Source organism: Roseovarius sp. MMSF_3350, from assembly GCF_030733425.1.
Lineage (GTDB): Bacteria > Pseudomonadota > Alphaproteobacteria > Rhodobacterales > Rhodobacteraceae > Roseovarius.
Genome location: NZ_JASHIZ010000001.1, coordinates 495,878 through 513,888, shown reverse-complemented (window position 1 = coordinate 513,888; position 18,011 = coordinate 495,878). Strand labels below are relative to the sequence as shown.

Below are 18,011 nucleotides of genomic sequence, written 5' to 3'. Positions count from 1 at the left end.
GCGCCGTGTCGAAGCGGCAGGCGTCAACACATCCCTGAGCAGCGCAAGCGGATGCGCCTTCAGCGACAACCGCATCGACACGTAATCCTCCACCACTTCCTCGCCCTGCGTCATCGCGGGGAGGTGAACGGCAGGCTCGAACACCGCCTCGCCCTCCATGTCCCCGGCGAAAAGCGGCAGCGCGGTTTTCCCAACCATCGCGTGGGTCTCCCACAGCGCCCCGCGCCGCGCCACGTCGATGCTGGCAAAGGCATCGGCCTCCGCCAGCCGCGTCATCACCTCGGGCGCCACCCCCGCCCGGCGCCATACGTCGCTCACCTCGCGATACCCGTTGCCCCGCGCCGCGGTGATCCAGTGGGCGTCCTCCTCGACCATCCCCTTGACCTGCCGGAACCCCAGCCGCAGGGCCAGCCCGCCCGCCTCGTCCGGTTCCATCGCGTTGTCCCAGAAACTGGCGTTGATGCAGACCGGGCGCACCTCGACGCCATGTTCCCGCGCGTCCCGCACGATCTGCGCCGGCGCGTAGAACCCCATCGGCTGCGCGTTCAAGAGCGCACAGGCGAATATCCCCGGATGGTGCCGCTTGACCCAGGCACTGGCATAGACCAGCAGGGCAAAGCTCGCCGCGTGGCTTTCGGGGAAACCATAGCTGCCGAACCCCTCGATCTGGCTGAAACACCGCTCGGCGAACTCCATGTCATAGCCATTGGCCCGCATACCGCGCAGAAACCGCGTGCGGAACGCGCTGATATTTCCGTGTTTCTTGAACGTCGCCAGCGACCGGCGCAGCCGGTCGGCCTCGTCCGGCGTGAACCCCGCCCCGATGATGGCGATCTGCATCGCCTGCTCCTGAAAGAGCGGCACGCCCAGCGTCTTGCCCAGCACCCGCCCCAGCTCATCGGAGGGAAACTCGACCCTTTCCTCGCCATTCCGCCGCCGGATATAGGGATGCACCATGTCGCCCTGAATGGGCCCGGGCCGGATGATCGCCACCTCGATCACCAGGTCATAAAACGTGCGAGGGCGCATCCGGGGCAAAAAGTTCATCTGCGCCCGGCTTTCCACTTGGAACACCCCGATCGTGTCCGCCACGCACAGCATGTCGTACACCTTCGGGTCCTCCGGCGGCAACGAGGCCAGCGTATGCGCCTGCCCGTGATGCTGCTCGATCAGGTCGAACGCCTTGCGCAGACAGCTCAGCATCCCCAGCGCCAGCACATCCACCTTCAGGATGCCCAGCGCGTCGATATCGTCCTTGTCCCAGCAGATGACCGTGCGGCCTTCCATCGTGGCGTTCTCAATGGGCACCAGCTCGTCCAGCCGCCCCTCGGTGATGACGAACCCGCCCACATGCTGGCTCAGATGCCGCGGAAACCCCTCGATCTCGCGCACCAGCTCCATCGTCTGGCGCAGCCGCCTGTCGTCGGGATCAAGCCCGATCTCGCGCACCCGCTCCCGCTCCACCGCGCCCGAGGTGGCAAAGAACCCCCATAACTGCGAGCTGAGCGCCCCCACCGTGTCCTGGCTCAGCCCCATCGCCGCACCGACCTCGCGGATGGCCCGCTTGCCGCGATAATGGATCACCGTCGCGCACAGCCCCGCGCGGTGCCGGCCGTAGCGCTCATAGATATGCTGGATCACCTCCTCGCGCCGCTCATGCTCGAAATCCACGTCGATGTCGGGCGGCTCGTTGCGCGCCTCGCTGACGAACCGCTCGAAGACCATCGTGCCGGTTTCCGGACTGACCGAGGTCACGCCCAGGCAATAGCACACCACCGAATTGGCCGCCGACCCGCGCCCCTGGCACAGGATCCCGCGCGACCGGGCAAAGGCCACCACGTCGCGCACCGTCAGGAAGTATGGCTCGTATCTCAGCTTGGCGATCAGGCTCAACTCGTGCTCGATCATCCCCCGCACCCGCTCCGGCGCGCCGTCGGGATAGCGCCAGCGCAGCCCCTCCATCGCCAGCCGCCGCAGCCTTTGCGCCGCCGTTTCCCCCTGCGATACCTCGCTGGGATACTCGTAACGCAACTCGTCCAGCGAGAACCGCAGCCGCGCCGCCACCTCCCCCGTGCGCCGCACCGCCGCCTCGTGGCCTGAAAACAGCCGCAGCATCTCCGCCTCGGACCGCAACCGCTGCTCGCCATTGGCCAGCGCATCCCGGCCCAGTTCGTCCACCCGCCGCCCCTGCCTTATCGCGGTCAGCACATCCGCCAGCCGCCGCCGTCGTGCGTGGTGCATCGTGGGCAGGGCCGAAGCGACCGTTTCCAGCCCAAGCTCCCCCGCCTCTGCCGCCAACCGGTCAAACCGCCCCGCATCCTGCCCGTCATAGCGCGGGGCCATCAAAAGATAGCATTGCGCCCCCAGCCGCTTCACCAGCCGCCGCGCATGACGCTTCCAGTCCCGCAACGCCCCCTCGGGCGGATGCAGCAACAGCACGATGTCCTCCATCCCCTCCAACAGGTCCTCCAGCCGCAGGTCGCATTCCCCCTTCTCGACCCGCAGCCGCCCGGCACTGATCAGCCGGCTCAGCCGCCCCCAGCCTTGCCGCGTCTCGGGCAGGGCGGTCAGCACCAGCCCCTCGCGCAGCGCCAGCCGCGCGGCGGGATAGAAGCGCGGCACATGGGCCCACTCGGGCGCGCGCGGCTCCGGCGCGGGCGGGCCAATGGGACCGTCCCGCGCCTCGATCCGCTCCCGCTCGGCCACCACACGGGCGATCTCGCGCACCGCCGCATGGGCGCGCACCACCCCCGCGACCGAGTTCGCGTCGGCAATGGCCAGCCCCGCCAGACCCAGCTCGGCTGCCCGCGCCACGTATTCCTCGGCGTGCGACGCCCCGGTCAGGAACGTGAAGTTGGACGTGATCGACAATTCGGTGAACATGGCAGGCCCCCATGATATTCACCTTTTGTTCTCATTTCGAGTCCAAATCGTAGGGTGGGTGAAAACCCACGCACGCACCTTCAATCATGCCGCGCGGCGCCACTCAACCCGTCCCGGACCCGATCCGGGACCTCGTAGGGTGGGTGACAACCCACGCGCGCGCTCTCACTTCAACGGCACACACTCCAACCCACCCACACAGGTCTCCACCTGCTTGACCTGCTCGGCCGACGGCTTCGGGAACGCCCAGCTGCCGCAGGGGTCGGCCACCATCACCAACTTCCGCCCGTGCTTTTCAAGAAACGCAAGGTACTCCACCCCCGACTGCGCCCCGCCACACCAAGGCCCGAAACAGCTGACTTCCAGCGTGATGTCCCGCGCAAACGGCGTCGTGAACCCCGCCCGCGACAACGATGTCCCCTCAAGCCGCGCCGGAATCGCAACTGTCCGCCGATCCTGGTTCGTGCCGTCATTCTCCGGCAACCGCGCCTCGTCGAACCGCAATTCGCCCGTCACGACCACATAGGCCTGCTCCGCCTCCGAGGCCTGACCGTAGGTCCGCGCCACGTCCGGCCGCATGCACGACAGCGCCACCGCCGGCCCTGCGGCCAGGACAAAGGCCATGCTTGTCAAAATCCGTTTCACAGCTTGTCTCCAAACGACTCTAGAACCCTTGTATAAACCGACCGCTTGAACGGCACGATCGCCCCCACCACCTCGTCCGGCGAAATCCATTTCCACCTGGAAAACTCCGCCGGCGGCAGGGTGATGTCCACATCCTTGTCCGTCCCGTGAAACCGCATCAGGAACCATTTCTGCTCCTGCCCGCGATACCGCGCCTTCCACAGCTTGGGCACCAACTCATGCGGCAGATCGTAGGGAATCCACTCCGGCGTCTCCGCCTCCACCGTCACCAGATCGGCCTTTACCCCGGTCTCTTCCCACAGCTCCCGCAGCGCTGCCTCGCGCGGCTCCTCGCCCTCGTCGATCCCGCCTTGCGGCATCTGCCAGGCGTCATACTCGCTGTCGATCCGCTGGCCGACGAAAACCTTGCCGTCCCCGTTGACCAGCATCACGCCCGCGCAGGGCCGATAGGGCAGTTTCTCGATCTCTTCCGGTGTCATGCCGCCAGCCCCCGCCCTTTCAACAACGCCTCGACCCCGGGCATCCGCCCCCGGAAGGCCAAGTACAACTCCTCCGCCTCGCGCGAGCCACCCATCGACAGGATGTTCTCCTCCAGCGCCTTCGCCTTTTCGGCATCGAACGCCCCGCCCGCCTCCTCGAAGGCGGCAAAGGCGTCGGCATCCATCACTTCGGACCACATGTAGCTGTAATAGCCGCTCGAATACCCGTCACCGCTGAACACATGCGCGAAATGCGGCGTCGCGTGGCGCATCCGGATCGCGTGCGGCATCCCCATCTCCGCCAGCACCTCGGCCTGTTTCGCCATCGGATCGTCGGGCGCCTCCCCCTCGTGAAAGGCCAGATCCACCATGGCCGAGGCCACGTATTCCACCGTCTGGAACCCCATGTCATAGGTGGCAGCGCCCAGCACCTTGTCCAGCATCTCCTGCGGCATCGGCTCGCCCGTCTCGGCATGGGTCGCGAATTCCGACAGCACCTCCGGCACCTCCAGCCAATGTTCATAAAGCTGGCTCGGCAACTCCACGAAATCCCGCGCCACGCTTGTTCCCGAAATGCTCTCATAGGTCACGTCCGACAGCATCTGGTGCAGCGCATGCCCGAACTCGTGAAACAGCGTCCGCGCATCGTCATAGCTCAGCAGCGCCGGATCCCCCTTGGCGAAATTGCACACGTTGATCACCACCGGCCCCTTCACATCCGGGAATTTCCGCTGCCCGCGCATCGCCGAACACCACGCCCCCGACCGTTTCGATCCGCGTGCAAAGTAATCCCCGATGAACACCGCCACGTGACGCCCCTCGCGCGTCACCTCCCACGCCCGGCAATCGGGATGGTATAACGGCACGTCCAGCCGCTTGAACTCCAGCCCGAACAGCCGATGCGCACAGGCAAACGCCGCCTCGATCATCCGGTCCAGCTGCAAATACGGCTTCAGCGCGGTCTCATCCAGATCATGCTCGATCTTGCGCCGCTTCTCCGAATAGTACCGCCAGTCCCAAGGCTCCAAAGGCCCGTTCACACCGTCCTCGCGCATCATCTCCGTCAGCACCTCGGCATCCGCCTCCGCCTGCGCGCGGGCCGGGCCCCAGACATCCATCAACAGACCGCGCACCGCCTCGGGCGTCTTGGCCATCTCGGTCTCCAGCTTGAATGCTGCGAAACTCTCGTATCCCAGCAACTTCGCCCGCTCCTCGCGCAGCTTCAGCACGTCGGCGGCAATATCCCGGTTGTCCGTCTCGCCCCCATTGGCCCCGCGCGAGGTCCAAGCCTCATACGCCTTTTCCCGCAAATCCCTGCGCGGGGAGAACTGCAAGAACGGCACGATCAAGGACCGCGACAAGGTAATCACCGGCCCCGCCGCGCCTTTCTCCTCACCCGCCGCCCGGGCCGAGCGCACGACGAACTCCGGCAGCCCTTCCAGGTCGGCCTCGTCCAACTCCATGTACCACCCCGCCTCGTCCTTCAGCAGGTTCTGCGTGAACGCCGTGCCCAGCTCCGCCAGCCGCGCGCGGATCTCGCGCATCCGCGCGTCCGCCGCACCTTCCAGCCCGGCCCCGGCCCGCCGAAACCCGCGATGCGTCAGCATCAGCACCCGCTCCTGCTCCTCGGTCAGCCCAAGGCTCTCGCGATCCTCCCAAAGCGTCGCAATACGCTGGTAGAGCGCCTTGTTGCCGTAAATCTCCGACGAATGCGCGGCCAGCTTCGGGCTGAACTCCCGCTGCAGTTCCTGCCGCCTGTCATTGCTGTCCGCCCCCGCCACGGTGAAGAACACAGACAACACCTTGTCCAAATTCTTTCCCGCCGCTTCCAGCGCCTCGACCGTGTTGGCAAATGTCGGCGGCTCCGGATTGTCGGCAATCGCAGCGATCTCGCCCCGCGCCTCTTCCAGTGCGGCCTCGAACGCCGGGGCGAAATCCTCGTCCGACACCTTGTCGAACGGCGCCATCCCGAACGGCGCCTTCCACTCACTCAACAGCGGATTGGTCATCTTGCTCTCCTCTTTGGCCGCAAACCGGGCAATCCGCCCGACGGCTCAGTGTTATCTTCCGGCTCTCTCCATATAGAGCGTCATAGATCAGCATTTCACCCCGCAGCGCCGCACCCGCCTGCGCGATCACCTTCACGGCCTCCACTGCCATCATCGACCCCACGACACCCGGCAACGGCCCCAACACGCCGGCTTCCGCACAACTCGGCGCCAGCCCCGGCGCCGGGGCTTCGGGGAAAATGCACTGGTAACAAGGCGCGCCACGCGCGGGATCGAACACGCTCACCTGCCCCTCCCATTGCGACAAAGCCCCTGAAATCAGAGGCTTGCCCTTCGCCACCGCCACCCGATTGGCCAGATAGCGGGTGTCGAAATTGTCCGTCCCGTCCAACACAAGATCATACTCGGCAAACAAATCCGCCGCGATCTCCTCGCTCAACCGCCGCTCGTAGGGCCGCATCTCCACATAGGGGTTCACATCCCGCGCCCCCTGCGCCGCCGAATGCACCTTGGGCATGTTGATCCGAGCATCCGTGTGGATCACCTGCCGCTGCAGATTGGTCGCATCCACCGCGTCATCGTCGATCACCCCGATCCGGCCCACGCCCGCCGCCGCCAGGTACAATATCGCGGGCGAGCCCAGCCCCCCGGCCCCGATCACCAGAACCTTTGCTTCCTTCAGCGCCTTCTGCCCCGGCCCGCCGATCTCGCGCAGCACGATATGCCGCGCGTAGCGTTCCAGCTCGGTCGGCGCGAACAGCCCCTTCGGCTTTTCCGGATCCGGCGCCGCCACCCGGCCCCGCAACCGCCGCAACACCTGGCGATAGGCCAGTACCAGCGCCACCGCTCCGGCCAGCAGAAGCCACGGCGCCACCGTGCCGCCGGTCGCCTCGCGCAACCCGTTCCCATCGGGCAGCACCAGTTGGGTCAGCACCACGAACGCCCAAAGAATCGCGATCATCAGCCAGCGCTGCCGTCGCGGCGCGCCCATCCACAAGCCCAGCCCCCAGATCGCACCGGCCAGCACAAGCACCAACAGCATCAGCCGGCCCCCGTGGACCCGAAACCGCCCACCCCGCGCGCGGTGTCCTCGAGGGTTTCCACCAGCTCGAACCCGGCCTGCACCACCGGCGCCACCACCATCTGCGCGATCCGCATCCCGTGTTGCACGGTAAAGGCCTCAGCCCCGGCATTCATCACGATAACGCCTAAAGGCCCGCGATAATCGCTGTCGATCGTCCCGGGGCTGTTGGGCAACGTGATCCCATGCTTCAACGCCAGCCCGGAGCGCGGCCGCACCTGCACCTCGTACCCGTCCGGGATCGCCAGCCGCAGCCCCGTCGGCACCAGCGCCCGTCCCCCAGGCGCGATCACCACCGCACCCCGGTCGGGCAGGTTGGCGCGCAGGTCCGCTCCCGCCGCCCCCGCGGTCTCATAACGCGGCAGGCCCAGCTCACGATCTGCACCTTCGTCCCACATCACCGAAATGCTCACCATGCGCCGGTTCTTCCCGCTTTTCCTCTGGCCATAAATATCCTCGCCGAAGGCATTAAACTCTTCTGGCGCACCATCCGGTCTCAGCCCAACGCCGCCGCGATGCGCTCCGCCAGCCGCCGCGCCACGTCCACCTTCGACATGCGCGGCCATTCCTCGGCCCCGTCTGCGGTGATCAGCGTCACCGCGTTCTCGGTGCCGCCCATGATCCCCGTCGCCGGGCTCACGTCATTGGCCACGATCCAGTCACACCCCTTGCGCGCCCGCTTGGCCGTGGCGTGATCCACCACGTCATCTGTCTCGGCGGCAAAGCCCACCACCAGCGGCGGCCGACCCTCAGTCATCCGGCTGACCGTGGCCAGGATGTCGGGGTTCTCGGCAAACTCCAGCACCGGCAACTCGCCACCTTCCTTCTTGATCTTGCGCGCCCCGGCACTCGCCACACGCCAATCCGCCACGGCGGCGGCAAAGACGCCCGCATCGGCGGGAAGTGCTGCCTCGACCGCCTCCAGCATCTCCTGCGCGGTCTCGACGGCCACAACCTCCACCCCCTCGGGCGCCGGCACATCCGCCGGCCCGGTGACGAAAACCACCTCCGCCCCCGCGCCCGCCAGCGCCCTGGCAATCGCCGTGCCCTGCGCACCGGACGAGCGGTTGGCGATGTACCGCACCGGGTCGATCGGCTCATGCGTCGGCCCCGAGGTCACCACGATCCGCCTGCCTGCCAGCGGCCCCGCGGCCAGGCGCGCCTCCACCGCCGCCACGATCTCCAGCGGCTCGGACATCCGCCCCGGCCCGTGCTCGCCACAGGCCATGTCGCCCGCGTTCGGCCCGACAAATCCGATTCCGTCGCCTTTGAGGGTCGCGATATTCCTTTGCGTCGCCGCATGCTCCCACATCCGCACGTTCATCGCCGGCGCCAGCAGCACCTCCGTGTCGGTGGCCAAAAGCAGCGTCGACGCCAGGTCGTCCGCCTGCCCTCCGGCCATCTTCGCCATCAGGTCCGCCGTCGCCGGGGCCACCACGATCAGATCGGCGCTGCGGCTCAGCTCGATATGCCCCATCTCGGCCTCGTCGGTCAGGTCGAAAAGGTCTTGAAACACCTTCGCCCCCGCCAGCGCCGACACCGACAGCGGCGTCACGAACTCCGCGCCGGCCTTCGTCAGAACCGGCGTCACCGCCGCACCGCGCTCGCGCAGCCGCCGGATCAGGTCCAGCGCCTTGTAGGCCGCGATCCCGCCCCCGATGATCAGCAAAATACGTTTTCCGGCCAGCATGCGAAGGCTCCCTTCAGTCTCGGCCAGACACTATGCCCGGACCCCGCACGGCACAAGGCCCGCCACCCGGACAAGAAAAAACGCCGCCGCACCCCGCGACAGCGTCAATTCTCATCTCTCGACCCTTGTCGAGCGGCTCAGGCCAGCAGGCTCTGCACCTCGCCGCCCTGCTTCTCCAGGTACCGGCGCATCTTCTGGAACGCCGCCGCCTCGATCTGGCGCACGCGCTCCTTCGACAGGCTCAGCTCCTCGCCCAGGCTCTCCAGCGTCCGCGCCTCGTCCTTCAGCTTGCGCTGCACGACGATGAACCGCTCGCGCTCGTTGAGCTTGGACATCGCGCTGCCCAGCCAGGTGCGCAGCGCGCCCCGGTCGTGGTCTTCCTCGACCAGTTCGTCACCGCGCTTGCCGTCATCCTCGATCGTGTCGATCCACTCGCGGCCCTCGTCCTCGGTCGATTGCGTCGCGTTCAGCGAGAAATCCGTGCCCGACAGCCGGCCTTCCATCATCTCCACGTCGCGCAGCGGCACACCCACCTCGATCGCGATCATCTCGCGCATCTGGTGCCGGTCCAGGGTCTCGCCCTTGGACATCGCCTCGCGCTCCAGACGCGCCTGCACCCGGCGCATGTTGAAAAATAGCGACTTCTGACTGCTGGTCGAGCCGGTCCGCACCATCGACCAGTTGCGCATCACGTAATCCTGGATGCTGGCCTTGATCCACCACACCGCGTAGGTCGAGAACCGCACGCCGCGGTCGGGGTCGAACTTGTCCGCGGCCTTCATCAGGCCAAGGCCCGCCTCCTGGATCAGGTCGTTCATCGGCGCACCGTAGCGCCTGTATTTCGAGGCCATCGAGATCGCCAGCCGCATGTAGGCGGTGATCAAGCGATGCAGCGCCGCCTCGTCCCGCTGGTCGCGCCAGGCATAGGCCAATGTCAGTTCGGTCTCGGCGTCAAGCAGTTCGGCCTTCATCGCCGCGCGTGACATGTTTGTGCTGAAATTGCCATCCAAGGCCATGATGAAATACTCCCGGTCGCGGTTCGAAGCAGCTTTTTTGCAGTCTTTGGTGGTGTTACGCACGATCCCAACGCGCGGATCACGAAAAGGATGCAAAAAAAATGTTGCCTGGACTCAGTATCGTTATAGGGGGCATCGGATCGGGCAAGACGATCCTTGCCGAAGAGCTGGTCCTCGGCACCGGCCGCACACCCGTCGCGCTGGTGACCACACCTCCCGATGATACCGGGATCCAGGCCACGCTCGCCCGGCGTCAGGCGTCGCCGCACATCGCCTGGCACACCCGTCACGAACCGCTCGATATCGGCCGCGCCCTCGCCGGGATCAGCGGCGACAGCGCCGTTCTCGTCGATGCGCTGCCGCTCTGGCTGGCCAACCGGGCCGAGGCCGGCCATGACCTGGCCGAGGCCGAAGCAGAGCTCATGGCCGGCCTTGCCCTCTGCGCCGCGCCCGTGGTGATGATCACCCGCGCGCCCGAAATCTGCGAAGACGCCACGCTGCGCGCCGCCCGCGGACGGCTGAACATGAAACTCGCCGCTACGGCGGGGCTCGTGGTCAATGTCACCGCCGGCCTGCCGCAGGTGCTCAAGGGCAGCCTGCCGTGAAAACCCGGCTGTTCTGGGTCCGCCACGGCCCCACCCATGCCGATGGCATCGTCGGCTGGGCCGATCTGCCCGCCGACCTCTCCGACACCGCCCGTGTCGCCCGCCTCGACGCGCACCTGCCGCGGCAAGCCATGCTCGTCTCCTCCGACCTCTCCCGCGCGGCCGCCACCGCCGATGCGCTCGGTGAAGGCCGCACGCGCCTGCCGCACGATCCCGCCCTGCGAGAGCTTCACTTCGGCGACTGGGATCTCAAGGCCCCCGACGACATCGACGACCAGGCCCGCTACCAGGCCTTCTGGGATCACCCCGGCGAGGTGCGCCCGCCCTCGGGCGAAACGTGGCCCGAGCTTGCCGCCCGCGCGGGCGCGGCCACCGATGCGCTCATCGCCGCCCATCCCGGTACGGACCTCGTGATCGTCGCCCATCTCGGCGTCATCCTGACCCAGGTCCAGCGCGCCCGCGACCTCACCGCGACCGAGGCGTTCTCCCACAGCGTCGCCCCCCTTTCGGTGACCGAATTGCACCACGCCCCCTCCGGCTGGTACGTGGCGGGCATCAATCACACCCCGTGATGCATACCCGCACAAATGATCGCTTTGCGCCGTCCCGCCCCCGACCTAACCTCGCGCCATGACATACGATCTCTTCATCGGCGACCGCACCTTCTCGAGCTGGTCCCTGCGCGGCTGGCTCATGCTGGAAAAATTCGGCCTGCCGCACCGAACCCACATGGTCGGGCTCTACGACGGCACCATGGCCGACGACCTCAAGGATCTCGCCCCCGCCCGGCTCGTCCCGGTGATGCGCGATGCCGACGGAATCGTCATCTTCGACAGCCTCGCCATGGCCGAAACCCTGGCTGAACGTCACCCCGAGGCCGGCCTCTGGCCCGCCGAGCCGGCCGCCCGCGCCCTCGCCCGCTCGATCACCGCCGAAATGCATTCCGGCTTTTCCGCCCTGCGCACCGACTGCCCGATGCAGCTCCGGCACCAATGGCAGGGGGTCACGCCATCAGATGCGGTCAAGGCCGATCTCGCCCGCATCGAAACCCTCTGGTCTCTGGTCCGTAACCGCCATAAGGCCGAGGGCCCCTGGCTCTTCGGGCGCTACAGCCTCGCCGACGCCTTCTATGCGCCCGTCGCTGCCCGCATCGCCGGCTACGCGCTGCCCGTGGACGCCACCGCTCAGGCCTATGTCGACACCACCCTCGCCGACACCGCCTTCCGCCAGTGGCGCGCGCTCGGTCTCACGAAATCCTACGACCCTGTCCCGTACGACCGGCCGCTCGACCATTCCGACTGGCCCGGCCCGGCCCCCGTCAAGGCCCGCGCCGTCACCGACGGCACATCCGAAAACAGCACCTGCCCCTATTCCGGCAAAGCCCCTACGCATCTGATGGAAACCGGCGGTCGCATCTTCGGCTTCTGCAACGCTACCTGCCGCGACAAGACGGTGGCCGACCCCGAGGCCTGGCCCGCCTTCACCGCTGTGCGCGACGCCACGACCTGACCCGCCTCTTCCTCTGGCCATAAATATCCCCGCCGGAGGCTCCGACGACTGCCAAAAGCGCGATCTCAAAGTTGGTTAACCTTTCCTAAACCACTCCCGGGCTATCCGTTAACCATTCTCAAGGGAACGGAGTCCCCCATGGTCGCCCGCGCCTATACCGTCGCCTTCGAGGGCGTCGAGGCCCGCCAGGTCGAGGTGCAATGCGCCGTCACCCCCGGCGTCCCGGCCTTCTCGCTCGTGGGCCTGCCCGACAAGGCCGTGTCCGAGGCCCGCGACCGCGTCCGCACCGCGCTTTCCTCCATGGCAATCGCGCTGCCCAGCAAGCGCATCACCATCAACCTGTCGCCCGCCGACATGCCCAAGGAGGGCAGCCATTTCGACCTGCCCATCGCCCTCGCCCTGCTGGCGGCGCTCGAAATCATCCCCCCCGACGCCGTCGAAGGCACCTGCTCCCTGGGCGAGCTCTCCCTCGACGGCTCGCTGATCCCGGTCATCGGCGCGCTCCCCGCCGCCATGGCCGCGGCCGAGGAAGACCGCACGCTCCTCTGCCCCAAGGGCTCGGGCGCCGAGGCCGCCTGGGTCGGCGCCACGCAAGTGATCGGCGCCGCCACCCTCGCCGACGTCGTGCGCCACTACACCGGCCAGTCCCCCCTGCCCCCGGCGGAGCCCGGGGAGGTCACGGCGGACGCCTCCGGCCGCGACCTGCGCGACGTCAAGGGCCAGGAACGCGCCAAGCGGGCGCTGGAAATCGCCGCAGCGGGCCGCCATCACCTGATGATGGTCGGCACGCCCGGCTCCGGCAAATCCATGTTGGCGGCGCGCCTGCCCGGCATCCTGCCGCCCCTCACCGCGCCCGAGGCGCTGGAAACCTCGATGATCCACTCGCTCGCGGGCCTCCTGACCGAGGGCGGCATCAACCGCACGCGTCCCTTCCGCGAGCCGCACCACACCGCCTCCATGGCTGCCATCGTCGGCGGCGGGCGCCGGGCGGGCCCGGGCGAGATCAGCCTTGCCCATAACGGCGTGCTCTTCATGGACGAGTTTCCCGAATACCCCCGCGCCGTGCTCGAAACCCTGCGCCAACCGATCGAGACGGGCGAGGTGGTCGTCGCCCGCGCCAACGCCCATGTCCGCTATCCCTGCCGCTTCCTGCTGGTCGCAGCCGCCAACCCCTGCAAATGCGGCTACCTGCCCGACCCGGCCCGCGCCTGCGCCCGCGTGCCCCAATGCGGAGAGGATTACATGTCCCGCATTTCCGGCCCCCTGATGGACCGCTTCGACCTGCGCATCGAGGTCCCCCCGGTCAGCTTCACCGATCTCGACCTGCCCCCCTCGGGCGACAGCTCCGCCCAGGTGGCCGAGCGGGTCGCAACGGCAAGGGCGGTGCAACAGGCGCGCTTCTCGGGCCGGCCCGACATGCGCCTCAATGCCGATGCCGAAGGCGAGGCCCTGGAAGAGATCGCCACGCCCGACAGCGAAGGCCGCGCCCTTCTGAACACCGTGGCCGAACGCATGGGCCTCTCGGCGCGCGGCTATCACCGCGTCCTGCGCGTCGCGCGCACCATCGCCGATCTCGACGGCGCGGACGACGTCCTTCGCCCCCACGTGGCCGAAGCGGTCAGCTACCGCCTGACGACGATGAAAGAGACCTGATCCAGTCCCCCAGGTCCGCCAGGGTCTCGCGCCCCTCGGGCAGCATGTTGTGGAAAAGCGGCCAGACATGCGGCAGGTCGGGTTCGACCACCTCGGTTACGTCCACGCCTGCCGCCCGCAAATGCGCCGCCATGCGGATCGTGTCGTCCCGCAGCACTTCGGTATCCCCAACCCCGATCCAAACCGGCGCCGCGCCGGCGAAATCGGCGAAAAGCGGCGAGACGCGCGGGTCCTTCGGGTCCGTGTCCCCGAGATACCATTCGCACATCTCCTCGGCCCGCTCGATCGGCAACACCACTTCGCTCTCGGCGTTCTCGCGGATGCTGTCGCCCGAAAAGGTCAGGTCCGTGAGCGGCGACAGGGCGATGCAGCCCCTGGGCTGCGTCAGGCCCTCCCGCGTGATCTCCGCCAGCACCGCCAACGCCAGGCATCCCCCCGCGCTGTCGCCCGCCAGCACCACGCCGCCGGGCCGGTCCATCACCGCGCGATAGGCCGCCATGCAATCGTCGAACGCACCGGGAAAGGGCGTCTCCGGCGCCAGCCTGTACTGCACCAGCGCCGCCGGCGCCCGCGCCTCGCGCGACAGCACCGCCAGCATCTTGCGATAGACCCGCGGACTGCCGAACACGAACCCGCCACCGTGGAAATACAGGATCAGCGGCCCGTCCTCGCGCCCCACGCCCAGCGCCCATGTCCACAGCACCGGCACATCGCCCAGCTCATCCTCGGCCACCGAGGTGCCGCGCGGCGCGTGGAACAGAAACTTCGCCTTGGCCTCGAAGGAACTGCGCGCCTTGGCGACCGTGGCCTTGCGCAAATGCGGCTTCTCGGTCAGCCGCAGCCACCGGTTCAGCAGTGGCCGCATCGCGCTCATGCCCGTTTCGTCTCGATCGCGTCCCAGATCATCCCGGCCACGTTGATCCCGTCGAACCGCTCCAGCTCCTGGATGCCGGTGGGCGAGGTCACGTTGATCTCGGTCAGGTACTGCCCGATCACGTCGATTCCCACGAAGACCTGACCCGCCTCGCGCAACCTTGGCCCGATGATCGCACAGATCTCGCGGTCACGGTCGGTCAGCGCCACCTTCTCGGGCCGTCCGCCCACATGCATGTTCGACCGCACCTCGCCCTTGCCGGGCAGACGGTTGATCGCCCCCACCGGCTCGCCATCCACCAGGATCACGCGCTTGTCGCCGTCCTTGATCTCGGGCAGGTATTTCTGGACGATCAGCGGCTCTCGGCTGAACCCGCTGAACATCTCGTGCAGGCTCGAAAGGTTCCGGTCGCTCTCGGGCAGGTGGAACACGCCCGCCCCCCCGTTGCCGTATAGCGGCTTCAGGATCACGTCGCCATGCGCTTCCTTGAAGGCCCGGATCGTGCGCAGGTCGCGGGCAATCGCGGTAGGTGGCATAAGCTCGGGAAAATCGAGGATCAAAAGCTTTTCTGGAAAGTTCCGCACCCAGAACGGGTCATTCACCACCAAGGTCGTGTCCCGCACCCGCTCCAGCAGATGCGTCGTGGTGATATAGAACATGTCGAACGGCGGATCCTGGCGCAGCCAGACCACGTCGAATTCCGACAGGTCCGCCACCCGCTCTTCGCCCAGGCTGAAATGATCGCCCTTCACCCGCTGTACCGTCAGCGGCCAGCCCCGCGCGGTGATCCGCCGCCGGTCATAGGCCAGCTTGTCCGGCGTATAGTAGAACAGCTCATGCCCCCGCGCCTGCGCTTCTTCGGCCAGGCGAAAGCTGCTGTCCCCGGCAATGTCGATCCCGTCGATCGGATCCATCTGAAAGGCGATTTTCATGGGCCGTCCCCGTCTTGTGGTGCCCTCTACATGGGCCAAGCACCGACAGGGATCAATTCAGAAATGACCGAACGCGTTTTCCATCACCGTCACGACGCCCTGACCGTCAACCACCGCCAGGTCGAAACGCACCTCGCTCAACTGTCCATCCGGTGTCTGCCCCAGGTATTCCGACGCCGCCACATGGATGCGCTGCATCTGCGCCGGTCGCAGCAGCGCCATAGCGCTGTCGACCGTGTCCGACGCCTTGACCTCGCAAAACACGTAGACGCCCCTGTCGAGAAAGATCAGGTCGATCTCACCGCCCTGGCCCCGCCATCGCGTTTCCAGCAGGTCGGCCCCGCGACGATCATAGTCCAGCGCCACGGATTTCTCGGCGGCCGCGCCCTTGTGATAGGCCAGTGCGCCGCGTGCCGCACGCCCGCGCAGGATGGTGTCGCATGTCATTCCGATTCGCCTTGTCACTACCTCTCCCCGGCATTTCACACCAAAACACCTAATTTTCGCCTAACGCCTCCAGTTCCAGCGCCCGCTGATACACGACCCGCCGTTTCAGCCCCAGCCGCGCCGCCACCGTATCCGCCGCATCCCGCACGCTCTGCGTCTCCAGCGCCGCGTTCAGCGCCGTGTCGAGGTTTTCCGCCGTGCCAGCCTCGGCCGTTCCGCGTTCGATCACCACGACGATCTCGCCCTTGACCGCCTGTGCTTCCAGCCCCGCGGCCAACTCGCCCAGCGTCCCGCGCAGCACCTCTTCGAACTTCTTCGTCAATTCCCGGCACACCGCCGCCTGCCGCCCCTCGCCCAGAACCTCCGCCGCGTCGTGCAGCATCGCCGCCACCCGCTTGGGCGATTCGTAGAACACCAGCGTTCCGGGCACGCCCGCCACCTCCCGAAGTGCGGATTTCCGCTTGGATCCGCCCGACGGCAGGAAGCCCGCGAAAAAGAACCGGTCAGTCGGCAACCCCGCCACCGTCAGCGCCGTGACGACCGCCGACGGCCCCGGCGCCGAGATCAGCGCGTGCCCCTCGGCCACCGCAGCGCGGGCCAGATCATAGCCCGGATCGGCCACCATCGGCGTGCCGGCCTCGGACGCGTAAACCACTGATTTGCCCTGCCCAAGCGCCGCCATCAGGCGCGGGCGGGCGCGGTCGCCGTTGTGATCGTGGTAGGACACCAGCGGCCTGTCGTTCAGCTTGACCCCGTGGATTTCCATCAGCCGCCGCAGGCTGCGCGTGTCCTCCGCGGCCAGCATGTCGGCGCTGGACAGGATGTCGAGGGTCCGCAGCGTGATGTCCCGCGCCGCGCCAATGGGCGTCGCCACAAGGTACAGCCCGGGCGCAAGGCTCTGCCTGTCGGGATTCATCACTGGACCCGCCTCTCTGGACGTCTATTATCGTGGCCAACTGCGCCGTCCGGCCGGACTGCGCGAAAGAAGGAGTTCATACCCGATGTTTGCCGTTTTCGATGCTGTCCGCAAGCCGTTCCACCGACTTGCCCTTCTGGCCACCGTCCTGGTCCTCGCCGCCTGCGATGCCGGGATCCCCGTGGTCGGCGGCGACAGCGGCCAGCGGATCGACCCCGGCGCCGCCGTCCCGGTTGCCTTGCTGGTGCCGCATGGCGCCGCCAACCCGAACGAACAGCAACTCGCCCGAGACCTCGAAAACGCCGCGCGCATGGCCGTGGCGGACCTGTCTGGCGTCAATATCGACCTGCGCGTCTATGGCACCGCCGGCAACGCGGGCAAGGCCCAGCAGGCCGCACTCAATGCCGCCGCCGACGGCGCCAAGATCATCGTCGGCCCCCTGCACGCCGAATCCGCCAACGCGGTCGCCGTCGCCATGGCGCCCAAGAACATCAACGTGCTGGCCTTCTCCAACAATCCCACCATCGCGGGCGGCAACCTGCTGGTCCTCGGCCAGACCTTCCAGGACACCGCCAACCGCCTCACCGGCTATGCGGTCAGCCAGGGCAAGCGCCGCATCATGACCGTGCATTCGCGCAACCTCGCCGGAGAGCTGGGCCGCGACGCCATCGCCCAGGCCATCCGTGCCAACGGTGCCACGTCGGCCGGCGTGGTGAACTATGAATTCTCGCAGGGCGGCGTCGTCGGCGCCGTGCCCGCGATCAAGCAAAACGCCCAGGCCAACAGCGCCGACGCGATCTTCCTTACCGCCAACGCCGCGGGCGCCCTGCCGCTGTTTTCCCAGATGCTGCCCGAGGCGGGGCTGTCGCCGGCTGAGATGCAGTATATCGGCCTCGCCCGCTGGGACGAGCCGGCCCAGACCCGCACCTTGCCGGGGGTCCAGGGCGGCTGGTTCGCCATCCCCGACCCGCAGCGCGCCAACCAGTTCGCCTCGCGCTTCCGGGCGGCCAACGGCAACGCGCCGCATGACCTTGCCGGCCTCAGCTATGACGCCATCGCCGCCATCGGCGCGCTGACCAGCTCGGGCCGGGCCGATGCCCTGTCGCGCTCCAGCCTGACGCAATCGTCGGGGTTCCAGGGCGTCAACGGCATCTTCCGCTTCCTGCCCAACGGCACGACGCAGCGCGGCCTCGCCGTGGCCACCATCCGCAACCAGCAGGTCGTGGTGCTGTCGCCCGCCCCTGCCAATTTCGGTCGCGCGGGGCTCTGATC

The 18,011-nt window shown here is 67.5% G+C and carries 17 protein-coding genes; 5 read left to right on the top strand and 12 right to left on the bottom strand.

Translation table 11 applies throughout. From position 1 onward, the window contains the following. The 8 genes from RBB31_RS02500 to RBB31_RS02465 all read right to left on the bottom strand — a co-directional run. Positions 1-2,883, bottom strand: a 2,883-nt coding sequence (locus tag RBB31_RS02500; RefSeq protein WP_306127673.1) for an error-prone DNA polymerase, incomplete at its 3' end; no start/stop codon positions are given. Between the two features lie 165 nt (positions 2,884-3,048). Beyond that, entirely contained in the window at positions 3,049-3,507 is a 459-nt protein-coding gene (locus RBB31_RS02495; protein WP_306127672.1) for a hypothetical protein, read from the bottom strand. 17 nt (positions 3,508-3,524) lie between these two features. After that, the gene (locus tag RBB31_RS02490; RefSeq protein ID WP_306127671.1) at positions 3,525-4,007 is read right to left on the bottom strand and encodes an RNA pyrophosphohydrolase; all 483 of its coding nucleotides are present in this window, start codon (positions 4,005-4,007) and stop codon (positions 3,525-3,527) included. Further along, entirely contained in the window at positions 4,004-6,016 is a 2,013-nt protein-coding gene (locus RBB31_RS02485) for a M3 family metallopeptidase (RefSeq protein ID WP_306127670.1), read from the bottom strand. Before RBB31_RS02485 ends, RBB31_RS02490 begins: the two co-directional genes overlap by 4 nt. Beyond that, complete coding sequence (locus tag RBB31_RS02480; protein ID WP_306127669.1) at positions 5,994-7,058, bottom strand: molybdopterin-synthase adenylyltransferase MoeB; 1,065 nt, start codon at positions 7,056-7,058, stop codon at positions 5,994-5,996. The genes RBB31_RS02485 and RBB31_RS02480 overlap by 23 nt, the downstream gene beginning before the upstream one ends. Continuing rightward, positions 7,058-7,513: a dUTP diphosphatase gene (dut, locus tag RBB31_RS02475; protein ID WP_306127668.1), complete on the bottom strand. Its 456-nt coding sequence runs from the start codon at positions 7,511-7,513 to the stop codon at positions 7,058-7,060. Before dut ends, RBB31_RS02480 begins: the two co-directional genes overlap by 1 nt. Positions 7,514-7,593: 80 nt before the next feature. Continuing rightward, complete coding sequence (coaBC, locus tag RBB31_RS02470; RefSeq protein ID WP_306127667.1) at positions 7,594-8,787, bottom strand: bifunctional phosphopantothenoylcysteine decarboxylase/phosphopantothenate--cysteine ligase CoaBC; 1,194 nt, start codon at positions 8,785-8,787, stop codon at positions 7,594-7,596. 137 nt (positions 8,788-8,924) lie between these two features. Further along, complete coding sequence (locus RBB31_RS02465; RefSeq protein ID WP_306127690.1) at positions 8,925-9,803, bottom strand: RNA polymerase factor sigma-32; 879 nt, start codon at positions 9,801-9,803, stop codon at positions 8,925-8,927. Between the two features lie 101 nt (positions 9,804-9,904). Here RBB31_RS02465 and RBB31_RS02460 point away from each other — a divergent pair, with 101 nt between their 5' ends. From RBB31_RS02460 to RBB31_RS02445, 4 genes are all read left to right on the top strand, one after another. After that, positions 9,905-10,408, top strand: a complete 504-nt coding sequence (locus tag RBB31_RS02460) for a bifunctional adenosylcobinamide kinase/adenosylcobinamide-phosphate guanylyltransferase (protein WP_306127666.1) — start codon at positions 9,905-9,907, stop codon at positions 10,406-10,408. Continuing rightward, positions 10,405-10,980 (top strand): histidine phosphatase family protein, encoded by a 576-nt coding sequence (locus tag RBB31_RS02455; protein ID WP_306127665.1) that lies wholly within the window; start codon positions 10,405-10,407, stop codon positions 10,978-10,980. The genes RBB31_RS02460 and RBB31_RS02455 overlap by 4 nt, the downstream gene beginning before the upstream one ends. A 58-nt stretch (positions 10,981-11,038) precedes the next feature. After that, on the top strand, positions 11,039-11,917 hold the full coding sequence (locus RBB31_RS02450; protein WP_306127664.1) for a glutathione S-transferase: 879 nt from the start codon (positions 11,039-11,041) through the stop codon (positions 11,915-11,917). Between the two features lie 138 nt (positions 11,918-12,055). Further along, positions 12,056-13,570: a YifB family Mg chelatase-like AAA ATPase gene (locus RBB31_RS02445; protein ID WP_306127663.1), complete on the top strand. Its 1,515-nt coding sequence runs from the start codon at positions 12,056-12,058 to the stop codon at positions 13,568-13,570. On the opposite strand, the gene RBB31_RS02440 is transcribed toward RBB31_RS02445, so the two are convergent. Genes RBB31_RS02440 through rsmI form a run of 4 tightly spaced genes read right to left on the bottom strand, consistent with a single transcriptional unit; the run spans position 13,536 to position 16,739 of the window. After that, positions 13,536-14,444 carry an alpha/beta hydrolase gene (locus RBB31_RS02440; RefSeq protein ID WP_306127662.1) on the bottom strand — a complete coding sequence of 303 codons (909 nt, stop codon included), beginning with the start codon at positions 14,442-14,444 and terminating at the stop codon, positions 13,536-13,538. The two genes, RBB31_RS02445 and RBB31_RS02440, sit on opposite strands and share 35 nt — an antisense overlap. Then, on the bottom strand, positions 14,441-15,376 hold the full coding sequence (gene gshB / locus RBB31_RS02435) for a glutathione synthase (RefSeq protein ID WP_306127661.1): 936 nt from the start codon (positions 15,374-15,376) through the stop codon (positions 14,441-14,443). Before gshB ends, RBB31_RS02440 begins: the two co-directional genes overlap by 4 nt. Positions 15,377-15,433: 57 nt before the next feature. Beyond that, the gene (locus RBB31_RS02430; protein ID WP_306127660.1) at positions 15,434-15,823 is read right to left on the bottom strand and encodes a YraN family protein; all 390 of its coding nucleotides are present in this window, start codon (positions 15,821-15,823) and stop codon (positions 15,434-15,436) included. A 49-nt stretch (positions 15,824-15,872) separates the two neighbouring features. Beyond that, positions 15,873-16,739: a 16S rRNA (cytidine(1402)-2'-O)-methyltransferase gene (rsmI, locus tag RBB31_RS02425; protein ID WP_306127659.1), complete on the bottom strand. Its 867-nt coding sequence runs from the start codon at positions 16,737-16,739 to the stop codon at positions 15,873-15,875. An 85-nt stretch (positions 16,740-16,824) separates the two neighbouring features. Here rsmI and RBB31_RS02420 point away from each other — a divergent pair, with 85 nt between their 5' ends. Continuing rightward, on the top strand, positions 16,825-18,009 hold the full coding sequence (locus RBB31_RS02420) for a penicillin-binding protein activator (protein ID WP_306127658.1): 1,185 nt from the start codon (positions 16,825-16,827) through the stop codon (positions 18,007-18,009). Positions 18,010-18,011: the final 2 nt, after the last annotated feature.